The sequence below is a fragment of the Bradyrhizobium ferriligni genome, from assembly GCF_056837965.1.
In genome coordinates this window covers 14,039-27,268 of the sequence record NZ_JBXEJO010000103.1, presented here as the reverse complement: position 1 = coordinate 27,268, position 13,230 = coordinate 14,039, and the positions used below count along the sequence as shown (strand labels likewise).

12 protein-coding genes are annotated in these 13,230 nt (G+C 65.2%); 7 read left to right on the top strand and 5 right to left on the bottom strand.

The genetic code is table 11. The features are described 5' to 3' along the window. Window positions 1–73 precede the first annotated feature (73 nt). Window positions 74–868, bottom strand: coding sequence for an ImuA family protein (locus AC1VNY_RS39040; RefSeq protein WP_482409160.1), 795 nt, complete (start codon window positions 866–868; stop codon window positions 74–76). A gap of 256 nt (window positions 869–1,124) precedes the next feature. On the opposite strand from AC1VNY_RS39040, the gene AC1VNY_RS39035 reads away from it, so the two are divergent. Next, window positions 1,125–2,573 (top strand): UdgX family uracil-DNA binding protein, encoded by a 1,449-nt coding sequence (locus AC1VNY_RS39035; RefSeq protein WP_482409159.1) that lies wholly within the window; start codon window positions 1,125–1,127, stop codon window positions 2,571–2,573. A 535-nt stretch (window positions 2,574–3,108) separates the two neighbouring features. Beyond that, entirely contained in the window at window positions 3,109–4,731 is a 1,623-nt protein-coding gene (locus tag AC1VNY_RS39030) for an inorganic phosphate transporter (RefSeq protein ID WP_310880728.1), read from the top strand. 91 nt (window positions 4,732–4,822) lie between these two features. On the opposite strand, the gene AC1VNY_RS39025 is transcribed toward AC1VNY_RS39030, so the two are convergent. Further along, window positions 4,823–5,731, bottom strand: coding sequence for a LysR family transcriptional regulator (locus AC1VNY_RS39025; RefSeq protein WP_482409158.1), 909 nt, complete (start codon window positions 5,729–5,731; stop codon window positions 4,823–4,825). 137 nt (window positions 5,732–5,868) lie between these two features. Here AC1VNY_RS39025 and AC1VNY_RS39020 point away from each other — a divergent pair, with 137 nt between their 5' ends. Continuing rightward, window positions 5,869–7,050 (top strand): cytochrome P450, encoded by a 1,182-nt coding sequence (locus AC1VNY_RS39020; protein ID WP_482409157.1) that lies wholly within the window; start codon window positions 5,869–5,871, stop codon window positions 7,048–7,050. 3 nt (window positions 7,051–7,053) lie between these two features. On the opposite strand, the gene AC1VNY_RS39015 is transcribed toward AC1VNY_RS39020, so the two are convergent. After that, a complete protein-coding gene (locus AC1VNY_RS39015; protein WP_482409156.1) occupies window positions 7,054–8,226 on the bottom strand; it encodes a M20 aminoacylase family protein in 1,173 nt (390 codons plus the stop codon). Between the two features lie 262 nt (window positions 8,227–8,488). On the opposite strand from AC1VNY_RS39015, the gene AC1VNY_RS39010 reads away from it, so the two are divergent. Further along, on the top strand, window positions 8,489–8,914 hold the full coding sequence (locus AC1VNY_RS39010; protein ID WP_038386457.1) for a hypothetical protein: 426 nt from the start codon (window positions 8,489–8,491) through the stop codon (window positions 8,912–8,914). A 43-nt stretch (window positions 8,915–8,957) separates the two neighbouring features. On the opposite strand, the gene AC1VNY_RS39005 is transcribed toward AC1VNY_RS39010, so the two are convergent. Beyond that, window positions 8,958–9,584, bottom strand: a complete 627-nt coding sequence (locus AC1VNY_RS39005) for a pyridoxamine 5'-phosphate oxidase family protein (RefSeq protein ID WP_482409155.1) — start codon at window positions 9,582–9,584, stop codon at window positions 8,958–8,960. Between the two features lie 164 nt (window positions 9,585–9,748). Continuing rightward, complete coding sequence (locus tag AC1VNY_RS39000; protein WP_075969037.1) at window positions 9,749–10,519, bottom strand: IclR family transcriptional regulator domain-containing protein; 771 nt, start codon at window positions 10,517–10,519, stop codon at window positions 9,749–9,751. A gap of 170 nt (window positions 10,520–10,689) precedes the next feature. Here AC1VNY_RS39000 and AC1VNY_RS38995 point away from each other — a divergent pair, with 170 nt between their 5' ends. From AC1VNY_RS38995 to AC1VNY_RS38985, 3 genes are all read left to right on the top strand, one after another. Beyond that, complete coding sequence (locus AC1VNY_RS38995) at window positions 10,690–11,181, top strand: MaoC family dehydratase (RefSeq protein ID WP_028331684.1); 492 nt, start codon at window positions 10,690–10,692, stop codon at window positions 11,179–11,181. 11 nt (window positions 11,182–11,192) lie between these two features. Next, a complete protein-coding gene (locus AC1VNY_RS38990; RefSeq protein WP_482409154.1) occupies window positions 11,193–11,645 on the top strand; it encodes a MaoC family dehydratase in 453 nt (150 codons plus the stop codon). Window positions 11,646–11,904: 259 nt separating this feature from the next. Then, entirely contained in the window at window positions 11,905–13,212 is a 1,308-nt protein-coding gene (locus AC1VNY_RS38985) for an MFS transporter (RefSeq protein ID WP_482409153.1), read from the top strand. Window positions 13,213–13,230: the final 18 nt, after the last annotated feature.

Sequence of the window (13,230 nt, the reverse complement as noted above, 5' to 3'; positions counted from 1 at the left end):
CCAGCCCTCCCCCGCAAGCGGGAGAGGGAGCCCTACCACCGCCCGTGTGTCGGTTGGCACAACGGCATGTGCTTCAGCTTGCGAGGCGATGTCCTGCGCGAGCTTGCGCTTGATGCGGTCGATGGGCAGGCGTGGCAGCCACAGGCTGAGAATACGCCGACGGTTCACTGAATTGGCACTCATCACATTTCCATTCCATGATCCATCGCCCGACCGGGCCATGACGATTGCGCACGAGTTCGGCCTCGAAGCGCGGGGCGCCCCACACGCTCGCGGCATTGCCCGGCGGCGAATGCGCCGCGCGCACGATCCAGCGCGTCTCCGCGGTCGAGGGGATCGGAGTTGCCGCGATCCGCAGCACCAGCGCGGTGACGCCGGAGGCTTGCGCGGCCAGGGTCAATTTGCGGCTGGCGACGAGATCGAGCTGGCGCGCCTGGCCCCACACCTCGAGCACGACCGCGCCGAGCGCATCGCAGGCGAGCGCGTCGGCCGCGGTACGCAAACCGCTGTCGACATCGGCGGCGCGCACCGTGACCAGGAGGCGCGGATCGAGGCCGAGTTCGGCGAGCCCGCGCATCGACAGCGCGCCGTTCTCGCGATCGGAAAAATCCTGCCGCACCCAGACCAGCGGCTTGCGTGCCGACAGCCGTCCGGCGAGCCCCGCGATGAAGCCGGTCGCCGCGCCGCCCTGATGGCCGGCCGCGAACACCTCGTGCAATGCTGCCGCCGCAAGCCCGCCGCGCAGCATCGCATCCGCGCCGGCATGGCCGAGCGCGATGCGGTTCGGCATCGCCGCATCCGATGGCGCCTCGATGCGCGCGATGCTGCCGCGCAGAGACGCAAGCGTACCCATGCGTGCGCCGTTCATTGCGCCGCTCCTTCCCAACCAAAATTTGAGGCCGTCACTGACCAGAACAGAGAACCAGGGACTGGCTCATTTGTTCATGGTATGTTCTAATATAAAGCTAACAGGGCCCGCAGAGTCAATCGGATTGGTGAGCTCATCGATTCATGAGTGGAATCAATGGGATTCAGCAGCCGCCAAAGCAGACGGGCCCCGCTCTTCCGCAAGCCAGGCGCGGAAGGCCCCGGAAATGGCAGCGTGACGGAAACGGAGCAATCGCATGCGCATCATCGTGCTCGACAACGACACCGATTTCGAGGGCTGGCGCAAGGCCGCGCGGCGATTGGCGCTGAACGATGTGAAGCCCGCGGAGATCATGTGGACGGTACGCAGCGACGACGAATTGTCGTCACCATCCTGCGTGAATGAATTGCCGGATACGCCACAGGCGCGGTTCAATGTGTCGGCCAAATTCGTCGAGCTCGCAAAGACCGCGATCCTGCATCGCAGTGACGAACGCTTTGCCCTGCTCTATCGCCTGCTGTGGCGACTGCGCAGCCATCACGATCTGCTCGGCGCGACCGATGATCCCGATGTCGCCGAGATCCACGCGATGGCGCGCGCGGTCTATGTCGATATCGACAGGATGCACGCGCATCTGCGCTTCCGCGAGATCGGCCGCGAGCGGACGGCGCATTACGTCGCCTGGTTCGAGCCGGAGCATCGCATCGTCGAGCTTGCCGCGCCGTTCTTCGCCGGCCGCTTCGCCGACATGCCGTGGTCGATCCTGACCCCCGACGTCTGCGCACATTGGGACGGGCACGCGATCTCGATCACGCCGGGCGTCGCCAAATCCGAAGTGCCGACCGAGGACCGGCTCGAGGAAGCCTGGCGGCGTCACGACAACGGCCGCTTCAATCCCGCACGGCTGAAAATGATGGAGATGCCGCAAGCCTATTGGAGGAACCTGCCCGAGGACTCGATCATTAAACCCCTGATCGAAGACGCAATGCGCATGACCAGCGGCCCCTTCATCGCACGCAAGGCGGCCGAGCCGCAGAAGCGGCAGGATACGCCGATGCCCCGCAAGCAAGTTCAAGGCAAGCAAGCTCAAGACAGGCAAGCTCACGACACGATCGCGGCCTTGCGCGAGGAGGCCGCCGATTGCCGCGCCTGCCCGCTGTGGAAAGACGCAACCCAGACCGTGTTCGGCGAGGGACCGCAGAGCGCAACGCTGATGCTGGTCGGCGAGCAGCCCGGCGACAAGGAAGATCTCGCAGGCCACCCCTTCGTCGGACCGGCCGGCCAGATGCTCGATCGCGCGCTGCAGGAAGCGGGCATCGATCGTCGCAAGGTCTATGTCACCAACGCAGTGAAGCACTTCAAATTCGTGCCGCGCGGCAAGATCCGGCTGCACCAGAAGCCGAGCACACCGGAGATCCGCGCCTGCCGCCAGTGGTACGAGCGCGAGCTCGCCACCATCAAGCCGGACCTCGTGATGGCGCTCGGCGCCACCGCCGCGCAGAGCGCGCTCGGCAAGATCACGCCGATCAACAAGAACCGCGGTCATCTGATCGACCACGACGGAACCAAGGTGCTCGTCACCGTGCACCCATCCTATCTGTTGCGGCTGCCGGATGAAAAAGCCAAGGCGCTGGAATATCAGCGCTTTATCGACGACCTGAAAATCGCCGCACATCAGTTGCGCAAATCAGTCGATGCAGCTTGAGTTCCGCAAAACCAGCGGAACCGGAGGAACCACATCGCAACGAGAAATTGTTCTAAACGCAGACAAATACCTACAACCTTTAATTGATCCGTGGTAGGGTAGCATGTTCCGCAGGTATCGGGCGTCATGTTCACGCCATGACGTACCCTGAGGCGGGCGCGCTGCGCGGTTTGCTAGCCCCGATCGTGCGGCGCGCCACCTCATCCCGCAATCCTCCTCCCTCATTCGCGATCCTTCCACTCGCAGGCGCGCGCCGAATTCTCCGGCCGCCGGCCCCGCCGGATGCCGGTGTGGTGTCATCCGCACATTGTCTCGTCCTGCGAAACGCAGGCCGCAGCTTTCCATCGCGATCGGCGATCCCTTGTTGCTGAAGTTTGCCACGAGGCCGCGAAGCCACGTGCGCGCTCAATGCGTTGCACAAAAATTCGGCTCGATGTCCACCGTCACCGCAAGCCGGCTCATCTCACGGGGCCGGATTTCAATTGCTTGTCATATGCATCGATCAAAATCGGGAGCATTGGGACAGGAGTTTACCATGAGCGATATGGCGTTACCCGGCTCGATCGAGCCCGCCCTAAAGAAGGGTCCGGACCTCGACAAGGGCTTTCATCCTCTCACCGGGGTTATCTATTTGGGCGTGGTCGCGGCCGCGCTGCTGTTCGTTGCCTACAGCATCTATGCCGATGTCGACGCCACCGGCACGCGCATCACCTCGTTCCTGCCGTATATCCTGCTGTTCGTCGCGCTGCTGATCGCGCTCGGCTTCGAATTCGTCAACGGCTTCCATGACACCGCGAACGCGGTCGCCACCGTGATCTACACCCGCTCGCTGCCGGCCCATGTCGCCGTGGTGTGGTCGGGCATGTTCAACCTGATCGGCGTGCTGCTCTCCAGCGGCGCCGTCGCGTTCGGCATTGTCTCGCTGCTTCCGGTCGAGCTGATCCTGCAGGTCGGCAGCAGTGCCGGCTTTGCCATGGTGTTCGCGCTCTTGATCGCCGCCATCATCTGGAATCTCGGCACCTGGTGGCTCGGCCTGCCGGCCTCGAGCTCGCACACCCTGATCGGTTCGATCATGGGCGTCGGCATCACCAACGCGCTGCTGCGCGGCCGTGACGGCACCTCGGGCGTCGACTGGTCGCAGGCGACCAACATCGCGAAGGCGCTGCTGCTGTCGCCGCTGTTCGGCTTCGCGCTCGCCGCCGGCCTGCTCTACCTCCTCAAGATCGCGCTGCAGCGCGCGACGCCGGCGCTGTTCGGCGAACCGGTCGGCGACCAGCCGCCGCCGTGGTGGATCCGCGGCATCCTGATCCTGACCTGCACGCTGGTCAGCTTCTTCCACGGCTCCAATGACGGTCAGAAGGGCATGGGCCTGATCATGCTGATCCTGATCGGCACCGTGCCGACCGCCTATGCGCTGAACCGCGCAATGCCCTCGAGCCAGATCGAGCTGTTCACGGCGCACTCGACCGCGGCCAGCAAGGTCATCGAAGGCAAGGCCGCCGGTTACAACGTGATCGGCAATCCGCGCCCGGCCGTGACCAACTATGTCGCGCAGCACCAGATCAACGAAGGCACCTTTCCGTCGCTTGCGGTGCTGGTGCGCGACATCGGCCAGCAGGTTGCCCAGTATGGATCGCTGGCCAAGTTCCCGGCTGACGCGGTCGGCAACACCCGTAACGACATGTACCTGGCGTCCGAGGCGATCCGTTTCCTGATGAAGGACAAGGAAGCCGAGCTGACCGCTGCCGACATCGCCACGCTGAACGAGTACAAGGGCTCGCTCGATGCCGCGACGAAGTTCATCCCGAGCTGGGTGAAGTTCGCCGTCGCCATCGCGCTCGGCCTCGGCACCATGGTCGGCTGGAAGCGTATCGTCGTCACCGTCGGCGAGAAGATCGGCAAGACCCACCTGACCTACGCGCAGGGCGCCTGCGCCGAGATCACGGCGGCCGCGACGATCGCGGCGGCCGACGGCTACGGCCTGCCGGTCTCGACCACGCACGTGCTGTCGTCAGGCATCGCCGGCACCATGGCCGCCAACGGCTCCGGCCTGCAATGGGCCACGATCCGCAACATCGCGATGGCCTGGGTGCTGACGCTGCCGGCCGCGATGATCATCTCGGGCGTTCTCTACTACGTGTTCTACCACCTGTTCTGACGCCGCACGCTTTCGGCGCAGCAACGCGCCGGACAAAGGCCCGCACTCCGGTGCGGGCCTTTTGCTTTGGACCTGCAGCCCGGCTCCTGGCTCAGGCGGCGCAGGCCTTCGCAACCTCGGCCAGCAGGCCGCGCGCCCATTTGTGCAGGCCGGATTTGGCCGTCCTGGCGCCCCAGTACATGTCGATCGAGATCGGCACGCGGAACGGCAGCGCAGCGACATGGAGGCCGCCGCGCGTCGCCCGCGCCAGATGATACGGGATGGTCGCGACGAGCCTGGTGCCTGTGATGATGCGCTCCAGACTGTCGTGGTTGGGAAGGCTGACCACCGCCTCGATCTCGATCTTCCTCGCCCTCAGCGCCGCGAGATAAAGCGGCTGCCACTCACCGCTGTGGGTGATGAAGACATGCTCGGCCCTGGCATAGGCCGATAGCGCGATCCGGCCGCGCGCGAGCGGATTGGCCGGATCCATCACGCAGACATAGTGGTCGGTGAGGATATGGCGCCGGAAGAAGCTCTCGCCGACGATCCCGACCGGACCGAGCACGATGTCGCACTGGTTCTGCTTGAGATGGACGTCGCCGTGGCCCGCGGCATCGAGCAGGACGAGACGGACCCGCGGCGCGCCGGCACGCAGCCGCGTGCTGAACTGCGGGATCAGGGTCTGGCGTTCGTGATAGTTGCAGGAGATCGTCACGCTGCCCTGCGCCGTCGCCGGATCGAACTCCGCCGGTGAGGCAAGCCCGTCGATGTCGCCGATCATGTCCCGCGCCCAGGCGACCAGCGCCGCGCAACGCTCGGTCGCCGTCACGCCATTGCCGCTGCGGACGAACAGCGGGTCATGCAGCGCGCCGCGCAGCCGCTCGATCGCATAGCTGATGGTGGACTGGTTGACGTCGAGCCGCTTGGCGGCGGCGGAGAACGACTGCAGGTCATAGACCAGCACGAGGGTCCGCAGAGTCCCGATATCGATCGGATCGATCGAGGAATTGGCCGCCACGCTGCACCTCCCTGCATTGCTGGCGGCCAGCCTAGCACAAGGTCATGGAATATTTCGATGAACCAGATCGATCCCATCGAATTGAGCGATTGTGTGTCCGGCGCTAGCCTTCGCGAAAAGCGCTCCCGGGAGGACCAATGACCCGCGCCGTGCCAGTCGTCACCGACATCGCGTATCAGGATCTGCTCGACGACCCCTATCCGATCTTCGGCCGCCTGCGCGAGATGGCGCCCGCGGTCTTCGTCGAGCCTGCGAAGCTGACGCTGGTGACGCGCTTCGACGACATCACGCGGATCGAGCGCGATCCGGTGACCTACTCGGCCGACAATCCGGCCTCGCTGGTCAACAAGGTGATGGGGCCGACCTTCATGCGCAAGGACGGCGCTGAGCACGCGATCGGCCGCAAGGCGATCGAGCCCTCGTTCCGCCCGGCAACGATCAAGGAGCATTGGGCGCCGCAACTCACCGCGATCGCAGAAAAGCTGATCGATGATTTGTTGGCGACTGAAGAGGCCGATCTGTTCTCCGCCGTTGCCGCGCCGATGGCCTCGCTCAGCCTGATGGCGATGATCGGCTTTCGCAAGATGCCGTGGCAGACCCTCGCCAAGTGGTCGCAGGCGCTGATCGACGGCGCGGGCAATTATACCGCCGACGCCGAGATCGAGCGCAAGGCGATGCAGGCGAGCGCCGAGGTCGATGCCGCGATCGACGCGGTGCTCGAGGAGCATCGCGGCCAGCCCAACCCTTCGATCCTGTCCTCGATGGTCAATGCCGATCCGCCGATGCCGATCGAGGCCATCCGCGCCAACATCAAGGTGATCATCGGCGGCGGCCTGAACGAGCCGCGCGACGCGATCCTGACGCTCGTACTCGGCCTCCTGGAAAACCCGGCGCAGAAGGACGGCGTGCTGGCGAAGCCCGAACTGTGGCCGGCCGCGCTCGAGGAAGCGGTGCGCTGGATCTCGCCGATCGGCATGTATCCGCGCCGCGTCACCCGCGACGTCGATCTTTCCGGCATCACGCTGCCGCAAGACCTTCAGATCGGCCTTTGCGTCGGCGCCGCGAACCGCGACGGCAGCCGCTTCGCCGAGCCCGACCGCTTCGACGTGACGCGGCCCAAGCAATCGCATCTGGCATTCGGCGCCGGACCGCATTTCTGCGCCGGCACCTGGGTGTCACGGCTCACCGTCGGCAAGATCGTGGCGCCGATGCTGTTCGCGCGCTTGCGCAATCTGCGCCTCCGCGCGGAGGCGCAGCCGGTCGTGCGCGGCTGGGTGTTCCGCGGACCGGTGACGCTGCCGGTGCGATGGGACGCGTGAGCCTCACGCCGCCAGTGCGTTCTCGACGATCTTCACGAAATACGACGTGCCGAAGACGATCGCCTCGTCGTTGAAATTGTAGGCAGGGTGATGCAGGCCGGCGCTGTCGCCGTTGCCGCAGAATATGAAGGCACCGGGCCGCGCCTCCAGCATGTAGGAGAAATCCTCGGCGCCCATCAGCGGCGGCATCTCGTGCACGTTGGATGCGCCCGCGACCTCGCGCGCGATGCGGCTCGCGAATTCGGTCTGCGCCTCATGGTTGACGGTGACCGGGTAGCCGCGCTCATAGGTCAGATCGATCTTGGCGCCGGTCATCCTGGCAACGCCGTCGACCACCTCGCGTACGCGCTTCTCGATGAGATCGCGCACCTCGCGAGTCAGCGTGCGCACGGTGCCGCGCAGCTCCGCGGTCTGCGGGATCACGTTGCGGGCGTTGCCGGCGTGGAATTCGCACATCGAGATCACGGCGGAGTCGAGCGGATCGACGGTGCGCGCGACGATCTGCTGCAAGGCGGTGACGAGCTGCGCGCCGACCAGCACGGAATCGATGCATTTATGCGGCCGCGCGGCGTGACCGCCGAGCCCTTCGATCTTGATGTCGATCGCATCGGTCGCGGCCATGATCGGGCCGGTGCGGATCGCGAATGAGCCGATCGGAATCCCCGGACCGTTGTGCATGCCGTAGACCTGCTCGATGCCGAAGCGATCCATCAGGCCGTCCTTGATCATCGCGGCGGCACCGGCGCCGCCCTCCTCGGCCGGCTGGAAGATCACGACCGCGTCGCCAGCGAAATTGCGCGTCTCGGCGAGATAGCGCGCGGCGCCGAGCAGCATCGCGGTGTGGCCGTCATGGCCACAGGCGTGCATCTTGCCCGGCGTCTTCGAGGCGTAGGGTAAATTGGTCTGCTCGTGGATCGGCAGCGCATCCATGTCGGCACGCAACCCGATCACCTTGACGTCGCCCTTGGCCGGTCCCTTCTTGCCCTTGATGACCCCGACCACGCCGGTCTTGCCGAGCCCGGTCGCGACCTCGTCGCAGCCGAACTCGCGCAACCGGTCGGCGACGAATGATGCAGTGCGGTGGACGTCGTAGAGCAGCTCGGGGTTTTCATGGATGTCGCGGCGCCAAGCCTGGATATCGGGTTGCAGATCGGCGACGCGGTTCACGATGGGCATGAGAATTCTGGCCTCAGAGGTTGGACGTAAGTCATCTCTAGCATGCAAGAGCCGGTCCACCCAAACAGATGTGGCATGCTCGCGGCTGGGGCCTGCATTCGCAATCGGGATGCGGGCCGTCCCTCGCTGGACTTTGCGCAGACCTCGGGCCTGATATCATCGCATCCGACCAAAGCCTAATAGTGCGGGAAATATCCGGCGCGGATACTACCCCAGGTTTTCCGCACCGAAATCCTCTCGCCTTCCAACAGGGAGCGGCTGCATGACGCCGGATCAGGCGGTGTTGTTTTCCACCATCATCCTGCTGGTGCCGATGGGATATTTCCTGCTGGCGGCGCCGGCGTTCCTGCTTGTGAAGCTCGACGTCCCGCCGGTCACGCGGCTGCTGCGCGGCATGTTCAATGCCTACTTCCTGGTGCTGGCGATCGCCGGTGCGGTCGGCACGCTCGCCTTCGCAACGGCCGGCCGGTTCGCCGTTGCGCTCGGCATCGCCTTGATCGCGGGGTTCGCGGTGCTGGCGCGGCAATGGTTTCTGCGGCGGCTCGATGCCGAGGCGGACGCGAGAGACGCCGGTGATCCCACCGCCGTGCGGCGGCTGCGCCAGCTGCATTGGGGCGGCATGTTGTGCAACGCGGTGCAGGTGTTCGTTCTGGTCGGCAGCATTCCCTACATGGCACCGCTGCCCTGAACGCAGTTTGCTCGCTCGTCCGGATGCGGTTCCCGGCCGCCCGCTATGCGTCACGTTTCCGATGCGGATCGTATTTCGAGAGGACGTCCCTGAGGTAATCCCGGCTTTTCCATTCCGGAGCGGGCGGCTCATATCCGGGTCGAGGCACGTACAGGTTCGCCGGTACGTCCGCTGAGGCGCCCATCAGGTCCGGAACGTAGCGCGGGCAATTTGGAAAGATCTCGCATTTGACGCGCACGACGACCTTCGCGCCATGATGCAAGGCGAGCGCCTCCGCGCTGTCGTGGATCGTCGCTTGGCCCCGGATGCGCGTGCGAAACGTCTTGCCGTCGAGCCGTACGAACAGCAGCCCGACGTTCGGGTTGCGGTGAATATTGCCGAGCGTGCGGTACATGTTGTTGCCGTCGTACTCAGGGAATTCAAGGGTATCGGGCCCGGTGATCTTCACGAAGCCGGGATCGCCGGAACGCATCGAGCAATCGACGTTGTCCTGATAGCTGGTCGCGATGAAAAAGAATCGTGTCTCCTCGATGAGCTTGCGATCCTGTTCCCAGAACTCGAAGTGGAGGCGATGCTTCTCGAGGCCGTCGGCGACACGACGACCATCGAAGCGGTCCTGCAACTCACGCATTCCGTCGTGGTAGAAAGGGGCGCGGACTGGGTCGGCCACAGGAATCCTCCAGCAAGTTGAGCAATCGATCTGCACGTTGACGTGGCCGGGATTCTCCTTGGCGGTTCACCCGGCCCGCAAAGCGAAAGACTATTCATTCGGCATGGGCGTGGAAAGCCACCCAGGTCCGAAGCGGGTGAAAAGGCGTCGATAACGGCCGTTCCCTACCCCGAGGTGAGCATCTGGCTGCGGATCTCCTGCGCGGTGCGGCGCAGCGGCAAGAGATACTTCTTGCGCGCGCCGGCTTCGCTCACCGTCCCCGAGATCGTGTTGACGCTGAGCGCGGCGACCACCGCGCCCGCGGGATCGCGCAACGGCACCGCGATGCCGCAGATCGCCGGATCGAGCTCGCCATCGACCCAGGCATAGCCGTCGCTCTCGACCCGCGCGAGCAACTCGCCAAGACGCTCCGGATCGGTGACCGTGCGCGGCGTGACCTGCCTGAAGCCCCCGGTCGCGAGATAAGCCTCGCGGGTGCCAGGCGGCAGCGCCGCGAGCATGACGCGGCCGAGCGACACCAGATGCGCGGGCAGCCGGCTGCCGACGCCGAGATTGGCCGAGAGGATCCGCCGCGCCGGCAGCCTTAGCGCATAGACGATCTCGTCCTCGTCGAGCACCGCCATCGCGCAGGACTCGCCGATCTCGTTGCGCAGATTTTCCAGCGCGCGCTGCGCATGACCCCAGTATGGCAGCGCGTTGAGATAGGACAGGCCGAGCCCGAGCGCGCGCGGCCGCAGGCTGAAATAGCGTCCGTCGGAGGCGCAATATTTCAGCGCCACCAGGGTCGCGAGGATACGCCGCGCAGTGGCGCGGTTGAGGCCGGCAGTATCGGCGGCCTCCGCCAGCGTGTGCCGCCCCGGCGGCTTGCCGAGTGCTTCAATGATCGAGAAGCCGCGCGCAATCGCGCGCACGAAGCCGTCACTCTCTTTGCTCATGGCGGGCGCCTGGCTGGTTCCGTCATCGCGCTCACGACATCACAGCCCGCATGGCTGCCTGCACATGACGCGGCTCTGCGCGCTTGTCAGGGGCTCCCGACCGCGCTAGCGTTAATTCATATAGCGAATGAATTGTTCGCCTGGCGAACTCAATAGCAGGAGGATGCACGATGGCGCAAGCAGAAAGTTCTGCGGCCACCCCGTTCGAAACCGATTTCTGGAAAGACGCGAAGCTGCGCAAGGTGTGGGACGACATCGTCCCCGGCGAGCCGCGCAAGACGCTGCCCTACAAGCTCACCCAGGAAGCGATCGCGCTGTACTGCCGTGCGGTCGGCGAGACCAATCCGCTCTATCTGGACGAAGCCGCCGCGAAGGCCGGGCCATATGGCGGGCTGATCGCGCCGCCCGCGATCCATATCCTGCTGATGTTCGCCTGCACGCCGGCCGACGACTGGATGCGCTCGCCGGGCACCGTCAATGCCGGACAGTCCTGGAGCTACAACATCCCGGCCCGCCCCGGCGACACCATCACCCTGCAGGCCCGCGCGCTTGACAAGTTCATCAAGCGCGAGCGGCTGTTCGTGGTGCACGACAACGTCTTCTTCAACCAGCATGGCGATGTGATCTGCTCAGGTCGCGGCCAGACCATCCGTCCGATGTAAGGAAGATCACCATGGCCACAGCGAATTTCGAATCTCTCAAGGCCGGCGACACCGTCGAGGGCCCGGCATTCGCGGTTTCGCGCGAATCGATCCGCCTGTTCTGCGATGCGTCGCTCGACTACAACCCGCTGCATCTCGACGACAACTACATGAAGGGCGATTTCGGCAAGACCAATTTCGGCGGCATCATCATGCACGGCATGAACAATTTCGGCCTGATCTCGCGCATGCTGACCGACTGGGCGCTCCCCGCAGGCGCGATCCATCGCAGGCTCGAGACGCGCTGGCTGAAGCCGGTGAAGCCCGGCGACACCATCCGCCCGGCCGGCACCATCAAGGCCAAGCAGGTCACCGCAAAATCGCGCTGGGTGCTGGTCGACGTCGCCGTGCAGAACCAGCGCGGCGAGACGGTCGCGGCCGGCGAAGCGATGCTGGAGTTTCCGCCGAGCGCGAAGGCGAACTAGCCGCGCGCACTCGATCGGGGCAACGGGCTCCACTTACCTCGCCCCGCCTGCGGGGAGAGGTCGGAATGCATCGCTAGATGCATTCCGGGTGAGGGGGAGTCTCCGCAAATCCAACTGTCACCGTGCTTGTGGAGGCAGCCCCTCACCCCAACGCTCTAAGAGCGAGCTTCGCTCGTCTCGACCCCGTAAGAACGGGGCGAGGGAGCCTACCGCCGTCGCTGCAATAACAAACATCAAATAATCATTCGAGGAGACTTTCATGCAGGATGCGGCCCATTCGCGGCTCTATGGACGGATCGCCTGGCGCCTGATCCCATTCCTCTTGGCGTGCTACACGGTGGCGATCATCGATCGCTTCAACATCGGCTTTGCCAAGCTGCAGTTCCTGCACGACCTCAAGATCGACGACGCGGTGTTCGGGCTTGCCGCCGGCATCTTCTCGGTCGGCTATGTCGCGCTCGAAGTGCCGAGCAACCTCCTGCTGGTCAAGGTCGGCGTCCGCAAGACGCTGCTGCGGATCATGGTGCTGTGGGGCGTCGTCACCATGCTGCTCGCGCTGGTGCAGAACCAGTATCACCTCTATCTGCTGCGCTTCCTGCTCGGCGCCGCCGAAGGCGGTTTCTTCCCGGGCATTTTGTACTATCTGACGCTGTGGTTCCCGGACCGCGTGCGCGGCCGCATGACGAGCTTGTTCGTGATGGCGGTGCCGCTCGGCGGCGTCATCGCGGGTCCGTTGTCGGGCCTGATCATGGATCACATGCAGGGCGTCCACGGCCTGCATGGCTGGCAGTGGCTGTTCATCCTTGAAGGCGGTCCGGCCGTGCTGCTCGGCATCGTCGCCTATTTCTACCTCGCCGACGGACCGCAGGTCGCGAGCTGGCTGAGCGCCGACGAGCGGCGGCAGATCGCAAGCGACCTCGCCCGCGACCGCGCCGCCGTTCCCGGCACCACGCGGAGCTTCGCGGCGGCGCTGCGCGAGCCGCGCGTCTATCTGCTCTCCTTCATCTACTTCGCGTTCTTCTGCTCGCTCAACACCATCCTGCTGTGGACCCCGACGCTGCTGAAACGCGTCGGCGTGGCGACCACCACCGAGATCGGCTGGCTGAGCGGCGCGATTTCGGTTGCGTCCGCCATCGGCATGGTGGCGATCGGCTACAGCTCCGACCGCACACGGGAACGGCGCTGGCACGTGGTCTGCTGCGGCCTCGTCGCGGCGGCCTGCTTCATCGCCTTGCAGGCCGCGCAAGGCAGCGTGCTCCTGACCGTGACGCTGCTTGCCGTCGCCTCGATCGGCATCTTCGCGATCCTGTCGCTGTTCTGGACGATTCCGAACGCGATGCTGGAGGGCAGCGCCGCGGCCGGCGGCATCGCGCTGATCTCAGCGATCGGCTCGTTCGGCGGCGCGGTCTGCCCTGCCCTGATCGGCTGGATGAATGTCGCAACCGGGAGCATCTACGCACCGCTCGCTCTCGTCGGCGCCGTGCTCGGCATCGGCATGCTGACGCTGATCGTCTGCGTCCCCCGCGCGAGACATGAGGTCACACTGGCCGAACCGAGCCGCCCCTGATCATCCAGCGCACGCCCG

Excerpts from the sequence above, each read along its gene's own strand:
- AC1VNY_RS39040 (WP_482409160.1), bottom strand. The coding sequence starts at position 868 with ATGAACGGCGCACGCATGGGTACGCTTGCGTCTCTGCGCGGCAGCATC.
- AC1VNY_RS39035 (WP_482409159.1), top strand. The coding sequence starts at position 1,125 with ATGCGCATCATCGTGCTCGACAACGACACCGATTTCGAGGGCTGGCGC.
- AC1VNY_RS39030 (WP_310880728.1), top strand. The coding sequence starts at position 3,109 with ATGAGCGATATGGCGTTACCCGGCTCGATCGAGCCCGCCCTAAAGAAG.
- AC1VNY_RS39020 (WP_482409157.1), top strand. The coding sequence starts at position 5,869 with ATGACCCGCGCCGTGCCAGTCGTCACCGACATCGCGTATCAGGATCTG.
- AC1VNY_RS39015 (WP_482409156.1), bottom strand. The coding sequence starts at position 8,226 with ATGCCCATCGTGAACCGCGTCGCCGATCTGCAACCCGATATCCAGGCT.
- AC1VNY_RS39010 (WP_038386457.1), top strand. The coding sequence starts at position 8,489 with ATGACGCCGGATCAGGCGGTGTTGTTTTCCACCATCATCCTGCTGGTG.
- AC1VNY_RS39000 (WP_075969037.1), bottom strand. The coding sequence starts at position 10,519 with ATGAGCAAAGAGAGTGACGGCTTCGTGCGCGCGATTGCGCGCGGCTTC.
- AC1VNY_RS38995 (WP_028331684.1), top strand. The coding sequence starts at position 10,690 with ATGGCGCAAGCAGAAAGTTCTGCGGCCACCCCGTTCGAAACCGATTTC.
- AC1VNY_RS38990 (WP_482409154.1), top strand. The coding sequence starts at position 11,193 with ATGGCCACAGCGAATTTCGAATCTCTCAAGGCCGGCGACACCGTCGAG.
- AC1VNY_RS38985 (WP_482409153.1), top strand. The coding sequence starts at position 11,905 with ATGCAGGATGCGGCCCATTCGCGGCTCTATGGACGGATCGCCTGGCGC.